At 68.5% G+C, this 16,546-nt stretch carries 16 protein-coding genes and 1 pseudogene; 10 read left to right on the forward strand and 7 right to left on the reverse strand.

Annotation, left to right across the window (positions count from 1 at the left end; genetic code table 11):
• Positions 1-14: 14 nt before the first annotated feature.
• Positions 15-719 (reverse strand): ThuA domain-containing protein, encoded by a 705-nt coding sequence (locus ACYQ26_RS13395; RefSeq protein ID WP_459809399.1) that lies wholly within the window; start codon positions 717-719, stop codon positions 15-17.
• A gap of 298 nt (positions 720-1,017) precedes the next feature.
• Between ACYQ26_RS13395 and ACYQ26_RS13400 the strand changes: the two genes are divergently transcribed.
• Entirely contained in the window at positions 1,018-2,133 is a 1,116-nt protein-coding gene (locus tag ACYQ26_RS13400; protein WP_459809400.1) for a Gfo/Idh/MocA family protein, read from the forward strand.
• Positions 2,134-2,415: 282 nt separating this feature from the next.
• Here ACYQ26_RS13400 and psmB read toward each other — a convergent pair whose 3' ends face one another.
• Positions 2,416-3,147: an archaeal proteasome endopeptidase complex subunit beta gene (gene psmB / locus ACYQ26_RS13405; protein WP_459809401.1), complete on the reverse strand. Its 732-nt coding sequence runs from the start codon at positions 3,145-3,147 to the stop codon at positions 2,416-2,418.
• Between the two features lie 220 nt (positions 3,148-3,367).
• Positions 3,368-3,511: a hypothetical protein gene (locus ACYQ26_RS13410; protein WP_459810776.1), complete on the reverse strand. Its 144-nt coding sequence runs from the start codon at positions 3,509-3,511 to the stop codon at positions 3,368-3,370.
• A 346-nt stretch (positions 3,512-3,857) separates the two neighbouring features.
• Here ACYQ26_RS13410 and ACYQ26_RS13415 point away from each other — a divergent pair, with 346 nt between their 5' ends.
• Both ACYQ26_RS13415 and ACYQ26_RS13420 read left to right on the forward strand, forming a co-directional pair.
• Positions 3,858-4,211, forward strand: a complete 354-nt coding sequence (locus ACYQ26_RS13415) for a DUF555 domain-containing protein (protein WP_013880678.1) — start codon at positions 3,858-3,860, stop codon at positions 4,209-4,211.
• Positions 4,212-4,291: 80 nt separating this feature from the next.
• The gene (locus tag ACYQ26_RS13420) at positions 4,292-4,831 is read left to right on the forward strand and encodes a CBS domain-containing protein (RefSeq protein WP_459809402.1); all 540 of its coding nucleotides are present in this window, start codon (positions 4,292-4,294) and stop codon (positions 4,829-4,831) included.
• A 21-nt stretch (positions 4,832-4,852) separates the two neighbouring features.
• Here ACYQ26_RS13420 and ACYQ26_RS13425 read toward each other — a convergent pair whose 3' ends face one another.
• Complete coding sequence (locus ACYQ26_RS13425) at positions 4,853-5,218, reverse strand: helix-turn-helix domain-containing protein (protein ID WP_459809403.1); 366 nt, start codon at positions 5,216-5,218, stop codon at positions 4,853-4,855.
• Positions 5,219-5,363: 145 nt separating this feature from the next.
• On the opposite strand from ACYQ26_RS13425, the gene ACYQ26_RS13430 reads away from it, so the two are divergent.
• The 4 genes from ACYQ26_RS13430 to ACYQ26_RS13445 all read left to right on the forward strand — a co-directional run bounded on the left by ACYQ26_RS13430 (position 5,364) and on the right by ACYQ26_RS13445 (position 9,770).
• Positions 5,364-6,152, forward strand: coding sequence for a cob(I)yrinic acid a,c-diamide adenosyltransferase (locus tag ACYQ26_RS13430; RefSeq protein ID WP_459809404.1), 789 nt, complete (start codon positions 5,364-5,366; stop codon positions 6,150-6,152).
• 118 nt (positions 6,153-6,270) lie between these two features.
• Positions 6,271-7,038, forward strand: a complete 768-nt coding sequence (locus tag ACYQ26_RS13435; RefSeq protein ID WP_459809405.1) for an ABC transporter ATP-binding protein — start codon at positions 6,271-6,273, stop codon at positions 7,036-7,038.
• Entirely contained in the window at positions 7,035-8,555 is a 1,521-nt protein-coding gene (locus tag ACYQ26_RS13440; protein WP_459809406.1) for a hypothetical protein, read from the forward strand. The genes ACYQ26_RS13435 and ACYQ26_RS13440 overlap by 4 nt, the downstream gene beginning before the upstream one ends.
• Before the next feature lie 87 nt (positions 8,556-8,642).
• Positions 8,643-9,770 (forward strand): iron transporter, encoded by a 1,128-nt coding sequence (locus ACYQ26_RS13445; protein WP_459809407.1) that lies wholly within the window; start codon positions 8,643-8,645, stop codon positions 9,768-9,770.
• A gap of 7 nt (positions 9,771-9,777) precedes the next feature.
• Here the strand turns inward: ACYQ26_RS13445 and ACYQ26_RS13450 are convergent, their stop codons facing one another.
• On the reverse strand, positions 9,778-10,275 hold the full coding sequence (locus tag ACYQ26_RS13450) for a DUF2243 domain-containing protein (RefSeq protein ID WP_459809408.1): 498 nt from the start codon (positions 10,273-10,275) through the stop codon (positions 9,778-9,780).
• Between the two features lie 139 nt (positions 10,276-10,414).
• Between ACYQ26_RS13450 and ACYQ26_RS13455 the strand changes: the two genes are divergently transcribed.
• The gene (locus ACYQ26_RS13455) at positions 10,415-12,094 is read left to right on the forward strand and encodes a cobyric acid synthase (protein WP_459809409.1); all 1,680 of its coding nucleotides are present in this window, start codon (positions 10,415-10,417) and stop codon (positions 12,092-12,094) included.
• Positions 12,095-12,190: 96 nt separating this feature from the next.
• Here the strand turns inward: ACYQ26_RS13455 and ACYQ26_RS13460 are convergent, their stop codons facing one another.
• Positions 12,191-12,580: a CopG family transcriptional regulator gene (locus ACYQ26_RS13460; RefSeq protein WP_459809410.1), complete on the reverse strand. Its 390-nt coding sequence runs from the start codon at positions 12,578-12,580 to the stop codon at positions 12,191-12,193.
• Positions 12,581-12,726: 146 nt separating this feature from the next.
• Here ACYQ26_RS13460 and ACYQ26_RS13465 point away from each other — a divergent pair, with 146 nt between their 5' ends.
• Positions 12,727-12,978, forward strand: coding sequence for an MTH865 family protein (locus ACYQ26_RS13465; protein WP_459809411.1), 252 nt, complete (start codon positions 12,727-12,729; stop codon positions 12,976-12,978).
• 333 nt (positions 12,979-13,311) lie between these two features.
• Positions 13,312-15,222 (forward strand): annotated as a pseudogene (locus ACYQ26_RS13470) (bacterio-opsin activator domain-containing protein); the annotation flags it as partial.
• 74 nt (positions 15,223-15,296) lie between these two features.
• On the opposite strand, the gene ACYQ26_RS13475 reads toward ACYQ26_RS13470, so the two are convergent.
• On the reverse strand, positions 15,297-16,475 hold the full coding sequence (locus ACYQ26_RS13475; protein ID WP_459809412.1) for a tRNA sulfurtransferase: 1,179 nt from the start codon (positions 16,473-16,475) through the stop codon (positions 15,297-15,299).
• Positions 16,476-16,546 lie beyond the last annotated feature (71 nt).

Here is a 16,546-nt window from a genome sequence, read left to right on the forward strand (position 1 = left end):
GCCGTCCCCGCGTCTTACTCGCGCTCGCCGAACGTCCGCGGCGATCCCTCTCGCGGGCTCGCCCACTCGACGGCGTTGCGGAGGACGCGGCGGATCTCCTCGTTCTCGTAGATGGGGAACGTCTCGTGGCCCGGCCGGAAGTAGAAGATTCGGCCCTTCCCGCGCTGGTAACAGCAGCCGCTGCGGAAGACCTCGCCGCCCTCGAACCAGCTCGTGAACACCAGCCGGTCCGGTTCCGGGATATCGAACGGCTCGCCGTACATCTCGGTCTGGGGCAGTTCGATGCACTCGTCGATGCCGTCGACGATCGGGTGGCCGGGGTCGACGACCCAGAGCCGCTCGGTGCCGCCGTCCTCGCGCCACTGGAGGTTACACGTCGTCCCCATGAGCCGTTTGAAGATCTTCGAGAAATGGCCCGAGTGGAGCACGATCAGCCCCATGCCCTCGAGTACGCGCTCGTGCACGCGGTCGACGATCTCGTCCTCGACCTCGTCGTGCGCAATGTGCCCCCACCAGAACAGGACGTCCGTCGCCTCGAGTACGTCCTCCGTAAGGCCGTGTTCGGGCTCGTCGAGCGTCGCCGTTTGCACCTCGTCGACGGGGTCGTGTCCCTCGAGGGCGTCGGCGATCGTCGCGTGGATGCCGTCCGGATAGACGGCGGCGGCCTCCTCGTCTTCCTGCTCGTGACGGAACTCGTTCCAGACGGTAACGGTGACCATTATCCTCGTGTGGCCGGCCGATCCCCTTATGTCGGCCGATCGCAGTCCGCGAAAGTCAGGGTATAAGACATCATTTTCTATCCGCCCCTCCTCGGTCGATCCGGGGAAAACTATCTTACTCCCTGAATGAATCCGGCGGAGAGAGCGTAATCAGTCACAACCCTTATTTCGGTTGCTGACCGCGTTTCTGTATGAACTGGAACCGCCCGCCTATGGGAACGAAACGAGGTTTTTCTCGCCGGTCGCTCGCCTCCTCCACCGAGACCTCCGTCCCTGACGAGACGCGAGGTGACGACGCGTGATCGGCGACGATATCGGCATCGGCGTCGTCGGACTGGGCGGTATGGGACACCTACACGCGCGAACCGTCGCGGACCAGGGCGCCTCGGTCGTTGCCGGCGCCGACCTGGTTCCGGAACAACGGCAGCGGTTCGCCGACGAGTTCAACGCGGCAACCTACGAAACCCACGAAGACCTCCTCGAGAACGACGACGTCGACGCGGTCATCGTGACGACGCCCAACCGGTTCCACGAACCGATCACCGTCGCCGCGCTCGAGGCGGGGCGTCACGTGCTCGTCGAGAAGCCCCTCGCGCACACGTTAGAGAGCGCCGAGCGGATCGCCCGGACGGCCGCGGAAAGCGACGCCATCTGCATGGTCGGCTTCCACAACCGCCACGCGGCCTCGATGACCATGTTCGAGGAGCAACACGCGCGCGGCCGGTTCGGCGAACTCACGCACGTCGAGGCCAACTACGTGCGCCGGCGCGGCGTCCCCGGTCCGGGCTCGTGGTTCACCGACCCCGATCTGGCCGGCGGCGGCGCCCTGCTGGACATCGGCGTCCACGCGCTCGATCTGGCCCTCTACGCGCTCGATTTCCCCGACATCGTCGAGGTCACGGGGACGGCTCGAACCACGTTCGGCACCCGCGAGGAGTACGCCGACCCCGAAGGGTTCGGCGACAACTGGGACGCCGAGAGCGAGACCTACGAGGTCGACGACTCGGTCAGCGCCTTCATTCGCTGCGCCGACGGGACGACGATCTCGCTGGAAGCCGCCTGGGCGACCAACCGCGAGGAGAGCATGGACTTCCGCATCCGCGGCACCGAGGGCGGCGCGCAGTTCGACATCGGCGACACGAACCTCAAACTGCTCGAGACCGGGACGGCCGGCTCCGACCACTACGCCGACATCCAGTTGACCGGCGAGGAGTCGATGACCGGCTACGCACAGCAGGACGAGCAGTTCCTCCGGGCGATCGCGGCGGGTAGACCGCCCGAGACGAACACGATCGAGGAAGCGATGACCGTCCAGCGGGTCATCGACGCGATCTACCGCTCGAGCGAGGAGAACCGCTCCGTGCAGGTCGAGACGCCGGAACTCGAGGCGGAAGCGACGCCGCGGGCGGACTGACGCGGGCACCGCAGAACGGCTTTCGACTTTCGGTTGCTATTTTCGACCCGTGACCCTCGACCCGTGGTACAGCGGCCGCTACGCCAACTGGCGCTGGTCGGGGAGAACTACCGGGTCGGCGCCGCTGTCGCGGATGGATACTGCGGAACCGACACGAACACGAACGGCGCCCGCGATACGCGCCGCTCGAGAGCGGTGCGCGCGGGCGAAAAGCGAGAGAGTCCGGAAACCGAGAACCGGCAATTGGAAACCGGAAACGGCGGGTCGACCGAGACGGCGGCCTTAGACGACCTCGTCGAAGTCGTGGTGGCCGTGGATGTCGACGCCCTCGTCGGTGATCTCGCAGAGGAAGACGCCGTTACCGGAGCCGGTGTCGCGCTCCGCGGCGGACTTGATCGCGCTGGCGGCGATCGTCGTCGCCTCGTCGTTCGAGAGGTCGTCCTCGTACTCCTGCTCGAGCAGGCCGTAGGCCAGCTGCATCCCGGAGCCGGTGACGGTGTAGTCGTCCTCCATGACGCCGCCGGCGGGGTCGATGCTGAAGACGTGGCTGCCGTCCTCGTCGACGCCGCCCAGGATCGGGTGGATGGCGAAGAACGGGCCGCCGCGGGCGAAGTTGCCCGCGAGGTTCGCCAGCGCCTCGATGCTCATGTCCTCGCCGCGGCGGGACTCGTAGAGGTTGACCTCGGCCCGCAGCGTCGAGATGAACGACTGGGCGCCGCCGACGCTGCCGACCAGCGTCAGCGCGCCGGTCGGGTGGATCTGCTCGACCTTCTGGACGTTCTTGTTCGAGACGAAGCGGCCGCCGAGGCTGGCGCGCATGTCCGTCGCGATGACGACGCCGTCGGTGGTCGTGATACCGATGGTCGTCGTCCCCGTCTTGTTGACGTTGTCCAGGTCGTTCATCGAGAGGTCGTTCTGGGGCATGCGCCCGACTTCCGGCGCGTAGGGGTCGGTGTCGTCGGCCAACTGGTCGACCGTCCCGGAGAAGTCGGAGTTGTGTTGGGGTGTACGCATTGACGGAACCTTACGGCCGGAACGGTATAAAAGACCGGCGTTCACCACCGTCGTTTCCGCTACTATCGGTAACGGCGCAGTGACGGCTCGAGCGGCGGCGATCCTCGAAAACGAACCGGACGGACGGCCGCTCGGCCGCGGCGGCGGTCAGCCACCGCGGGCGGCGGAACGGCGGTCGCTCGGCGATCGAAAAACGACAGAACGGCGCCGTGCGTTCGGATTAGGGCTGGGCGGCCTCGTACGCGTCCTCGACGTTCTCGAGGAGGCGGTGGAGCGGGAGGGACAGTCCGGCCTGGCGGGCGGCGATCGCGAGCGGCATCGCGAGGATGCCGACCACGATACACAGTTGGTACAGTGCGAACATCGTCGCGCGGTACACGCGGGATATCATCGGCGTTCAGCCGTGGTTCAGACGAGGGTCGTATATAAGCTTTCTTGGATGCTCGAATTCATAATCATCGTTAATTCACTATTGGGTCGACGCCGTCGTGCGATTCAACTCGAGTTTCGGTTTGGACAACTCGAGGTGCACTCGCGGCGAAATCCGGGTATCCAGGCGGGAATCGATCCGGCCGATTCTCGTAACTTATGAGAATCATTCGGTTCGCGTGCGCGCTCCGCGAGCGCCGTGGCACGCGAATTCGTGGCATCGTCGCCTGCGAACGGAGACGAACCGCAAAGCAGGAAACCCTTCGGACTGAGTATGACGTATGGGCAACTATCTCGTCGCGATGGAAGCTGCATGGCTCGTCCGTGACGTCGAGGAGATCGACGACGCGATCGGCGTCGCCGTCAGCGAAGCCGGGAAACGACTCAACAGCGAAGACATGGACTACGTCGAGGTCGAGGTCGGCGCGACGGGCTGTCCCGCCTGTGGCGAGCCCTTCGATTCGGCCTTCATCGCGGCCGACACCGCGCTCGTGGGCCTGGCCCTCGAGATGGAGGTCTACAACGCCGACGGGGAGGAACACGCCTCGCGGATCGCAAAGAGCGAAGTCGGCGGCGCGCTGCGGGACGTCCCCCTGTCAGTCGTGGAAGTCGTCGAGGTTCCCGAAGACGAGTAGCGCATCGGCGCACACGACCCGCTGCCGCGAGTACTGGGGCGACCCAAAGTACTTTTGATAACCGGTAGTTATCTATGCGTATGGAACTCCCGACGCCCGCCGACCTGCGCCAGCGCCGCACCGAACTCGGGCTGACCCAGAGCGAACTCGCCGAGAAGGCAGACGTCTCCCAGCCGCTGATCGCGCGCATCGAGGGCGGCGACGTCGACCCGCGGCTCTCGACGCTCCGCAGGATCGTCAACGCCTTGGAGAAGGCCGAGAGCGACGTCGTCCGCGCGGAGGACCTGATGAACGAGGCCGTCGTCAGCGTCTCGCCCGACGACGCCGTCAAGGAGGCCGCGCGAAAGATGGAGGAGGAGGCCTACTCCCAGCTGGCGGTCATCCAGGACGGGATTCCCGTCGGCTCGATCAGTCAGAGCGATCTCGTCCACCTCGACTCCCAGGCGCGCGACGAACCCGTCGAGGAGCACATGAGCGAGAGCTTCCCGACCGTCTCGAAGGACGCGACCTTAGACGAGATCAGCAACTTACTCGAGCACTACAAGGCGGTGATGATTACCGAGGCGGGCGAGACGGTGGGCATCATCACCGAGGCCGACATCGCCGCGCGGTTCTCGTAATCCGGAGACGGAGCCGGCGGGTCAGAACTCCTGTTCGACGTCCGAAAAGAGATCGAGCGACGGTCCCTTCTCGCGGTCGACGTCGACGCGAAACGTTCGGTCGTCGCCGAGGTTAATCGCGATCCGATCGAAGTTCGCAACGTATCTCGATTTGGCGTGGGGGCCCCGGCGCGCCCCGTTCGTTTCCGTCACCAGGTCCGCGTCCGCCAGTCGGTCGAGTTTCTTGTACGTCGAGGAGAGGGGGATGTCCGCCTTTTCGGCGATCTCGTCGGCCGTCAGCGGTTCCTCGAGGACCGCGATGATGCGACGGCACGCGTCGTCGTCGAGCGCGGCCACGATCGACTCGAGGCCGGCGGGCTCGTCTGACGACGAAAACTCGAGTGACATTGGGTGCCAACGGGTTAGGAGCGAGGCCTAAAGACACGTTTGGTCGGCGGCGAGGGCGTCGGTTCGGCGACGGCCGTCGGCGCCGCGACCGTTACGATCGCTGCAATCGCCGCGATCGCCCGACCGCGCGCCAGTCGGTGGCTACATGTGCCGGCGCGCCGACGAGTCGCGTATGAGCGACGAGCGCGAGCGTCCGTCCGCGGACGCAGACCCAGAGGCGGATACGGACGCGGATTCGAACACGAACGCGCATTCGGACGCCGACGCAGATCCGGTCGCGAACGCGCCCGGCCGCGGACGAACGCCGGAACCGGAGCGCATCGAGCCGGCCGCGCCCGAGGAGTTCGGCCTCGTGCAGGTGTGGTGGGGCGACGGCAAGGGCAAGACGACGGCGACGCTCGGCATGGGGATGCGCGCCGCGGGCCACGGCTACCGCGTCCACATGCTCCAGTTCATGAAGGGCGGCGCCTCGAGCGTCGAGGCCGTCCGCGGCGAGTACAACGCGATCACGGCGCTACCCGGCATCAGCTACGAGAACCTCGGCCACTACGGCTGGCACGGCATGGCCGACGGGAGCGACGAGGAAGACCACGAAGCGCAGGCGCAGGCGGGCCTCGAGCGCGCACGAGACCTGCTCGCGGCCGCCCGCGAGGCCGACCTCACGACGCCGTTCCCGCTCGACGGATCCGCCGACGAGGGCGTCCACATGCTGATCCTCGACGAGGTGCTCTACGCCGCGGACCGCGGCCTGATCGGCGAGGACGACGTGCTCGCCCTGATCGAGGAGAAGCCCGCCGACCTCGAGCTCGTGCTGTCGGGCAGTCACGCCGAACCGAGCTACCTCGAGGACCGGGCGGACCTGATCACGAACGTCCGCAAGGAGAAGCACCCGATCGACGCGGGCCAGCGGGCGCGCCGCGGAACCGAGTTCTGAGTCGCCGCGGAGCGTTAGCGATAGCGGACAATATTTGGCGAACACGTTCGGCACACCGTCGCCCTCCGTCGATCTGCCCCCAGCACAGTTATTATCCACCGTTGATAATCGCCGTTGGATGGGAGCCATACGGGTAGCTGGGTTGACGAAATCGTACGGGGAAGTGCAGGCAGTCGACGGGATGACCTTCGACGTCGACCGGGGCGACGTCTTCGGCTTTCTCGGGCCCAACGGCGCGGGCAAGACGACCACGCTCCGCGCGCTCACCGGCCAGCTCCGTCCGGACGCGGGGGACGTCCGGGTGCTGGAGCGCGATCCGAGCGCGGCGCCGATCGAAACGCGACGGCGCGTCGGCATCGTGCCGGAGCGGGGGTCGCCGCCGAGCTTTCTGACGCCGCGGGAGTACCTCGAGTTCGTCGGCGACGTCCGCGATCTCGAGCCCGACTACGTCCGCGAGCGGACGGAACTCTGGAGCGACCGGTTGGGATTCTGTAGCAAACTGGACACGCTCCACACCGACCTCTCGCGCGGGCAACAACAGAAGGTGATGATCGCGCAGGCGTTCCTCCACGAGCCCGACGCGGTGTTGATCGACGAGCCCCTGGCGAACCTCGATCCGCTCGTCCAGGAGCAGGTCAAGCGGTTCCTCGTGGCGTACGCGGCCGACGACAACGCCGTCTTCGTCTCGACGCACAACATCGACGTCGCCGCGGAGATCTGTACGCGGGTCGGGATCGTCGCCGACGGCCGACTCGTCGCCGAGCGGACGCTCGAGGACGGTCTCGGCGACGGGGACGGGAACGACTCCCTGCTCGACGTCTTCCTCGAGCACGTCGATCCGGCCGAGACGCGGGACGTGCCGTCGCTCGAGCGGGTCGCGCCATGACCGGGGAGGACGCCGGCCCGACACCGAGTTCGGGATCGGCGACGGGATCGACCCGCGCCGGCAAGAGGACCGCGTGGACCGTCTTCCGCGCGCTGGCCCGCGAGGAGTGGCGGCTCCACGCGCGGCTGTTCGGCGGCTGGCGGTTCGCCTGCTTCCCGCTGGTCGTCGCCGCGCTGACCGCCGCGGGGGCGTTCGCGCTCGTCGAAACCGGGACCGCGGCCGCGACCGTCGTGACCGGGCTGCACGTCCTCGCGCTCGGCTTCGGCCTCTACGGCGGGACGGCCGCCCTCGCCGGCTCGTCGATGCTCGAGAACGTCTTCGGGCGGCTGTCGCTCGTCCTGTCGACGGCGACGACGCTCCCGCTCTCGCGGCGCCGCCTGCTGGGCCTGTTCCTGCTGAAGGACGCGCTGTTCTACGGGCTCGTCTTCGTGCTACCGATGGCGATCGCCGCAGCGGCACTCGAGGCGCGCGCGACGTCGACGGCGACAGTACGGGGCACGGTGACCGCGGTGCTGGCCCTCTGGCTGTCGCTCTCGCTCGTCTTCGCCGTCGGGACGACGGCGACGGTCGGCCTGATCGCCGCCCGGACGCGGGGGGTTCCGACGTGGGCGATCGGCCTCGCGCTCGGCCTCGTCGCGGCCCTCGGTTGGCTGGCCAGCCCGGTCGACGCCGCGGCCGTTCGCGCCGCGCTCGTGCCGCTGAACGGCTCGCTACTCGGCGCCGTCGGACTGGCCGCCGCGGCGGCGCTCGGCGCCGTCACGGCGCTCGCGGTCTACGATCCGACCTACGGGAAGCCGTCGCGGACGGCCAGCGATCGGTTCGGGACGATCAGCGACGCGCTGCCGATCGAGACCGACGCGCTCGTGGCGAAGACGCTGCTCGAGCTGGCGCGCTCGGCCGGCGGCGTCTGGAAGCCGCTCGTCTCGGCCGGCGTGCTGTTCGCGCTGGTCGCCGCGCTCGTCGGCGTCGTCGAGTCGATCACCGGCATCGCGCCCGCGCCGGGGATCTTCTTCGGCGGCGTCCTCGGGCTCTCGGCGTTTACCACCTACAACTGGCTCACGCAGTTCGACTCGCTCGAGGACTATCTCGTCTATCCGATTCCGATCGCGGACGTCTTCCGGGCCAAGCGGACCGCGTTCGTGCTGGTCGGCGCGCCGACGGTCGCCGTCCCCTATCTGGCGGCGCTCGTCTGGTTCGACGCGACGCTCGTCGACGCCGTCGCCGGCGCGGTCGTGCTCGCCGGCTACGCGCTGTACTACTACGGGCTCACGGTCTACCTGGCCGGCTTCGATCCCAACGAGTTCCTCTTCGACGCCGTCCGCTTTTCGGGGTTCACGGCCGGGGTGGCCGTCCCGCTCGTGCCGACGCTGGTCGCCGGCTTCGTCGCCGCGCCGCCCGCTACGGCGGTCGCCGCCGCACTCGGCGTCGCGGGGCTCGTCGTCGGCGCCATCGGGTACGTCCTCTCGAGTCGCGCGGGGCCGCGCTGGGGCGAGCGGTATCGGGACGGCGCGGCGTAGCGCCCTCGGGGGGTGGGTTCGTACGGCTGACCGTGGCAGTCGCAGCCAGCACCGCTATGGGCGATCCCGGCGTAGGGACGGCGATTCATGCGCCGGCGAGACGCGCTTCGACTCGGCGCGGTCGGCACCGTCGGCGGCGCCGCGCTCGCGACGCTGGCGGGCCGTCTCGAGTCCCTCCGGCGGGAGGACGCCTGGCGACGACTGGTCGTCGACCCGCCCGAGGGAATCTACGTTCCGCCGAAAATCGACGAGATGGTCGCCTACGGGACGGAGACGGTCGGCGGCCGCGAGATCGCGGTGCTGGCGACGCGGCCCCACTCGTTCTGGACGGTCACCGGCGACGAGCGGACGCGGGCCGACCTTCGATCCGACCACTCGCTGCACCTGATGGTCCGCGTCCGGGACGTCGAAACGAATACGATCGTGCCGACGTCCGTGACCGTCGCCGTCCGCCGCCACCGCGGCGGCGAGCGCGTCGACCGGCGGACGCTCTGGCCGATGCTCTCCCAGCGGATGGGGTTTCACTACGGCGACAACGTCGCCCTCGCGGGCGACGGCACCTACGAGGCGATGGTCCGAGTCGGCGGCGCCGACTGCAGGACGGGCGGCGCGCTCGCCGAGCGGCTCGAGAGGCCGGTAACGACGACGATTGCGCTCGAGTACGCGGCCGACGAAATCAAGTCGCTGGAGCGGACGCTGATCGACGCCGACGAGCGCGATGCCGGCGACGCGCTCGAGCCGATGGGATCGGCCGACGGGGACCGCGACCGACCGGCGGCAGTCGCGCCGCCGTTCGAGTCGCTCCCCGGCGACCGCGTCGGCGTCGAGACCGGCGACGACGTCCGTTTTCCGGCGGTCGTCGTGGACGGCGTCCGCGGCGTCACCGACGCCCCCTACCTCGCGGTCGTGCCGCAGACGGCGTCCAACGGCTACGTCCTGCCGTTCGCGTCGCTCTCGGTTGCCGGTCTGAGCGGAGAGCGAACGGCGTTCGACGAACCGGCCCGCGAAACGATCGCCCCCGAACTCGGCCACCACTACGGCCTCGCGCTCGAGGGGGTCGACCTCGACCGCGTCGACGGGCTCTCGTTCGCCCTCGAGCCGCCGCAGCTCGCCCGTCACGAGGGGTACGAGACGGCGTTTCTCGAGCGCGAGCGCGTTCGCATGCGCGTACGACCGACGCTCGATGGCGATCGCGATCGACCGGCGTCGGGGTAGTGCGCTCTCAGTCGGCCGACCGCGCGCCCGTCCGCTGCTCGGCGTCGTCAGCGGACGCGAGGACGAGTCCGCCGAGCGCGAGCAGGAGGACGCTGACGACGACCCAGTGGGGGTTCCACGCCTCGGTCCCGTGGACGACGTTGTGGATGTCGAGCACGTAGTGGTCGACGACGCCGTCGAAGACGTTGAACGCGCCCGCGCCGAGGACGATCGATCCGAGGAAGGCGCGCGTCGAGAGGCGCTCGTCGGTCCCGTTGACGACGCGCCAGAGCATCGCGACGCCGATCCACGCGACGAGGAGCATCACCGCCGTGAACAGCCCGTCGAACATGACGTTCGTCCGGAGGCCGTCGTAGCTATACGGATCGTAGAATCCCGAGAGGAGGTGGTGGGTCTGCAGGATCTGGTGAAAGATGACGACGTCGAGGACGGCGCCGAACCCGAACCCGACCGTCCCGCCGGCGAGGACGAGTCGCCGTCGCAGACGGCGCCGCTGAGTGACCATACGGAACCGCCACCGACGACGGGCAAAAATCGAGTCCCGACGACTGCCACGTCGTCCCGCGGCGGCTCGAGGCCGGGGTGCACCGGCCCGCCGCAACCGATAGGACGATACTCGAGGCCGAGCGAATACCGCGTAGCGGATGACTCGAACGCTGCTCGTCGCCGGCACCGCGAGCCACGTCGGCAAGTCGACCGTGGCCGCCGGCCTCTGTCGCCTGCTCGCCGATCGGGGGGTCGCCGTCGCCCCGTTCAAGGCCCAGAACATGAGCAACAACGCTCGCGTGGTCGTTCGTCCGGAGGACGACGGTGGTGCGGCGACGCCGGATTGCGGCGCCGCTCGAGCCGAGGCCGATGAGGCCGGCGATGAGGACGAAGCCGGCGGAGCCGAGATGACCGACGCCGACCGCTGGGGCGAGATCGGCGTCTCGCAGTTCGTCCAGGCGCGGGCGGCGCGCACGACGCCGACGACGGACCACAACCCCGTCCTGCTGAAGCCTCGCGGCGAGGGGGAGAGCCAACTCGTCCTGCAGGGCGCGGCCCACGACCACGTCCCCGTCGGCACCTACTACGACGAGTACTGGGACCGCGCGCGCGAGTGCGCCGTCGACTCCTACCGGCGGCTGGCGGCCGACAACGAGGTGATCGTCGCAGAGGGCGCGGGCAGCATCGCCGAGATCAACCTCCACGACCGCGACCTCGCGAACGTCGAGACGGCCCGCTTCGCCGACGCCGAGATCCTCCTGCTGGTCGACATCGAGCGCGGCGGCGCCTTCGCCAGCCTCTACGGCACGATCGAACTGCTGCCCGAGGACCTGCGCGAGCGGGTCGTCGGCGCCGTCGTCACCAAGTTCCGCGGCGACCGCTCGCTGCTCGAACCCGGTATCGAGACGATCGAATCCCGAACGGGCGTGCCGATACTCGGCGTGCTGCCCTATGACGATCCGGGGCTGCCCGAGGAGGACAGCGTCTCGCTGCCGGGGCAGGAAGAACGGGGTGCGCTGGGCGACGACGACGGCGTCCCCGACGAGCGCCGGATTCGGATCGCCGTCCCGCGATTCCCCCGCATCTCGAACGCGACTGATCTCGAGGCGCTGGCGGCCGAACCCGGCGTCTCGGTGGTGTTCGTCCCGATCGCTGCGGACGACGGGGCCGGAGACGACGCCGCGCGGACGCAGGCCGACCCCCTCGAGCGCGTCGGCGCGGACGCCGTCGTCCTCCCGGGGACGAAGAACACGGTCGACGATCTCCTCGCGCTGCGCGAATCGCCCGTCGGCGACGCGATCCGCGCCTTCGACGGCCCCGTCGTCGGCCTCTGTGGCGGCTACCAGATGCTCGGCGAGCGGATCACGAACGCCGGCCTCGAGGGCACCGGCGGCGTCGGCGACGTCGTCGAGGGCCTGGGTCTACTACCGGTCGAAACCCGCTTCGAGGCCGACAAGCGACTCGAGCGTCGCGCGGTGTCGGTCGACGGATCCGCGACGCCGCTGCTCGCCGGTGTCGGTGCCGACGCGACCGCCTCGGGCTACGAGATCCACGCCGGCCGGACGCGCGCGCTCGAGCCCGTCGCCCGGCCGCTCGAGGACGCGAGCGCCGCGCGCGGTACAGTGCTGGGGACGTACCTGCACGGCCTGTTCGACGACGCGGCGGTCCGGACGGCGTTTCTCGAGGCCGTGGCCGAGTCGGCGGGCGTGGACTGGCCGGCCGGTACCGGTGCGGGTCGGACCACGGGCCAGTCACCAACCGAGACGCCGTACGACCGCGCGGCGGCGCTCGTCCGCGAGCACGTCGATCTCGAGGCCCTCGGCGAACCGTTCTACTGAGAGTCGATCGAGGGCGCTGGGGCGGAATCGAAGACGATCGGACGATTAAAATCGAAACAGTCGGGGCCGGGCGGGAGAGGCGGTCGTCGAGGCGCCTCAGGGCGAGCGCTCCCGGTACGTGCCCAGCAGCTCCTCAAGGATGATACACTCCTGATCGGTCGAGTCGTAGTGGGTGTCGATGAACCGCTCCGCGGCCTCGTAGTTGCCGCGAAGCCCCTGTTTGCGGACGGTGATGACGGCGTCGAGAAAGAGCGTTCCACCGTCGGCACCCAGCGCCTTCGCGTGGTCCTCCTCGGTGATGTCGAGTTCGGACTTGATCTCGTCGAAGTTGAACGTCTCGACCTCGTGATCGTCGTTGATCAGCGTGAGCACGTACTCCGCGGAGAACCGATAGAACTCGGATTTGCTCTCGAACATACCGTCTTCGACGAGCGCGTCGATCTCCTCGACGACCTCGTCGGGGTACCTGACGGTATCTTTAGCCATATGATGAACGTCCCGCCGCTGATTAATTACTGTTTCGGGGAAACATAACTAACCTGTCCGGTTGCCCGGCAGGCCTCGCGCCTGATCCGCCGCCGATCGCAACTACCCACAAATTTATTATTTACGGTATGCAAATCCGAGTCACGATGGTAGACGAATCCGAACTCCGACAACAGATGATCGACGCGTTCGAAGGCGCGGACTACCCCGTCTCGAGTCCGATGGATCTCGTTCCGGCGCTGCCAAACGGGCCGGGAACGAAGTTCGAATCCGGCGACTTCTCCATGACCGCGATGGAGATGAACACGAAGGTTTCGGGCGGGGACTTCCCCTACGACGACCCCGAATCGCTCGTCGACGATCTCCTCCAGGAACTGAAAGAGAAGGGCGAACTGTAAGCGACGCCACTGCCGTCTCGAATGCGTCCGGTCCTCGCGACGTCTGTCGAGACCATCACATTTTTATTCCGATGTGCGGTTGTGGGTAGAAAGAAGCCGCTCTGCGACTCTCGGTCGAGCGGCGCTCGAATGGTGGGAAATGACGCCTGACTTGCGCGGTCGACCGATCGTCATCGTTCGCGGCTCGGAGACCCGAGAGAGCCGCATCGCCGATTCCCTCGAGGCGGCCGCCGGTCGACCGGTGCGGGCGATCGCCGCGACCCGTCTCGCGGACGCGTTCGAGCCGATCGACAGGAGCGAGACCGGGGACGGGATCGGCGACGGCGAAGGGGCGACGATGGTGTCACTAGCGACGCCGACACTGACCCTGACGCTGACGCCGATACCGACGCCGACGGCGGCGTTCGCCGCCCGTCGGCCGTCGTCCTCGAGACGGACGATCGGTCGGAACTGCGGACCCTCCTCGAGCGCGTCCGCGACGCCGTAGACGTGCCGACGATCGCCGCTCCGCCGACCGGCAGCGAGTCGCTCGCGGCGACCGCGGTCCGCGCGGACGCGGACGAGTACGCGCCGGCCGACGGCGACGATGCGGTCGATCGGATCCTCGAGGCGGCCGCCGACGGACCCGATCGCGGCGGGGCCGACGGGGAGCGAGACTACCACCGGATCCTCGCCGACGAACTCCCGGACGAGGCGTTCGTGATCGGCGAGGACGGAACCTACCTCGACGCGCAGATCCGCCCCAACACCGCGGAGCTGTACACCGTCTCGTCGGACGAGCTGATCGGCCGGACGCTCGAGGAGGCGTTTCCCGACGACACCGTCGAGAAACTGCGGGCGTGTATGGACCGCGCGTTCGAGACCGAGGAGATCCAGTCCGTCGAGTACGCGGCCGAAACCACCGACGGCTTGCGGCGGTTTGAGGGGCGGGTGGTCCCGATCGACGAGCGGATCGACGGCCAGCGGGCCGTCGTCTGGCTGGCCCGCGACATCACCGAACGGGCGAGACGCGAGCGCGAACTCCGCTCGCAGCAGGCCCGGCTCGAGCGGCTCAACCGGATCAACGCGGTCGTCCGCGACGCGATCGAGACGCTCGTCCAGGCGCCCACGCGGGACGCGATCGAACGGCAGGTCTGCGAGCAACTCGTCGACTCCGAGCTCTACTGCGGCGCGTTGATCGTCGAACGGGCCGCGGACGACACCCTCTCCTACCGGGTCGGCGCGGGCGACGCGACGACGTACATGGAGCGCAGCCGGGCGGTCGACGCCGACGAGCACTGTTCGGTCGCCCGGGCCGCGGAAACCGGCGACACGCAGATCACCGACCGCATCCTCGAGACCGAGCCGCTTCCCGACGAGCTACAGGCGGCGGCCCGCGAGGACGACGTCAGGGCCGCCATCGCGGTCCCGATCACGTACGAGGACGCCACCTACGGCGTCCTCTCGGTGCTCGCGAGCCGGACCGACGCCTTCAGCGACAGCGAGGCCGCCGCCTTCGAGCTGCTCGGCGAGACCATCGGCTTCACGATCATGGCGGTCAAGAACCGCCGGCTCCTGCTGGCCGACACCGTCGTCGAACTCGAGTTCCGCATCGACGGCGGCGAGACGGTATCGTTCGACCTCTCCGAGCGGTACGACTGCACCTGCTCGCTCGAGTGGGTCGGCACGTCGTCGCAGGGGAAGACCTTCCAGTTCGTCACCGTCGACGGCCTCGACGGCGAGACCGTCCTCGACGAAGCGCGAGCCCACGACTCCGTCGAGGAGTGTCGGCTCATCCACGACGGGGTGAACCAGTGTACGATCGAGATGCGGCTGGCCGAATCCGGCGTGCGGACGCTGGCCAACCACGGGGCGACCATCCGGGACGTCGCCGTGAACGACGGCGTCGGAACCTGCCTCGTCGAGGTCCCGCAGGACGCGGACGTTCGCGAGATCGCGGACGCGCTGTCGGTGATCTACGAGAACACCGAACTGGTCGCCCGCCGCGAGGTCGATCGCCCGGTTCGGACGGCGGCCGAGCGGCGCAACCGGATCCTCGACGAACTGACGGACCGACAGCTCACGACGCTTCGGGTCGCCTACTACGCCGGCTTCTTCGACTGGCCCCGCGAGAGCACGGGCGAGGAGATCGCGGAGGCGATGGACGTCACGCCGCCGACGATGCACCAGCACCTCCGGAAGGGGATGAAAACGATCCTCGGCGAGTTCTTCGAGGCGGGCGACTGGACGCCCGAAGAACGGTAACGTAATCGCGGTCGTCGGGTGCGGATACTTCGGCGCTTCTAATTTCAGATCGGACGGCGGACTTCGGGTTCGGGTCAGGGCTCGACCAGTGTTGCGTTCTCGGCCGCTTCTTCGGCGCGTTCGAACAGATCGTCGGGTTCGGCCTCGAGCAGCGGCTCGAGGCGGGCGTTGGTCTCGGGTCGATCCGGTGCGACGCGGTTGCAGCCGGCGTCGATGGTCGAATCCGTGAACGTCCCGATCTCGCGGGCCGTCGCGACGATGTCCTGTTTGTCGCGGGTCAGCAGCGGCCGGTGGATCGGCAGGTCGGTGGCCCGGCTGGTGATCGCGAGGTTCTGCATCGTCTGGCTGGACTTCTGGCCGACGGCTTCGCCGGTGACGATTCCGTGGGCGTCGATCCGCTCCGCGAGCACCTCGGCGGCCCGGTAGAAAAAGCGCCGCAGCGAGAGCATCCGGCCCCGCTCCATCTCCGAGACCAGCAGGTCCACGGTCTCGCCGCCGGGGATCTCGTAGACCCGCATGTCGAAGTTGGGCGCGTACCGCGAGAGCGTCCGCACCGTCTCCATCGCCCGCGCCTCGTGGTCGATGCCGCCGTAGGCGCCGAGGTCGACGTACACCGGCACGACCGGAGAGCCGCGTTTCATCATCTCGTAGGCCGCGACCGGCGAGTCGATCCCGCCGCTGATCATCGCGATCACCTTCTCCTGAGCGCCAAGCGGGAGCCCGCCGGGCCCGTCGACTTTCTCGAGGTAGATGAACGCGGCCTCCTCTCGGACTTCGACGCCGAACGTGAGGTCGGGGTCGTCGAGATCCACTTCGGGGTCGAACTCGTCCTCGACGGCCTCCCAGATCGCCGTTCCGCCGTCGCGGGCCAGCTCCTCGCTGCCGTAGGGGAGCTCCTTGTTCGCCCGCCGAGCGTCGACGGCGAAGCTGCCGCCGTCGTAGTGCTCGCGGGCGGTTTCCGCGAGCGCTTCGAGGACCTCCCCCTTCTCGGTGCTCGTGGTCAGACACGCGCTCGCGGAGACGACGCCGAAGGCGTCGGCCGCGGCCGCGGTCGCCGCCTCGACCGCGTCCGGCTCGGTGTGGATCAGCGGGCGGTTCCAGCGGCGTTCGACCTCGCCGGGAATCGACCGGTCCTCGAGCAGCGCCTCGAGGTTCTCGATGAGGATGCCCTCCATGTACTGTTTGACCGTGTCGCTCTTGGTGTTCAGGTCCCCGTGGCGGACGAGGACGGTGTCGGCTCCCGGCGGATGCATGCTCGGGGATAGACGATCACGGCTATAAGGGGGTTACGAGGGCGTTCGGCGCCGGCGGAGACGATCGTCGC

The organism is Halopiger thermotolerans (assembly GCF_054654555.1).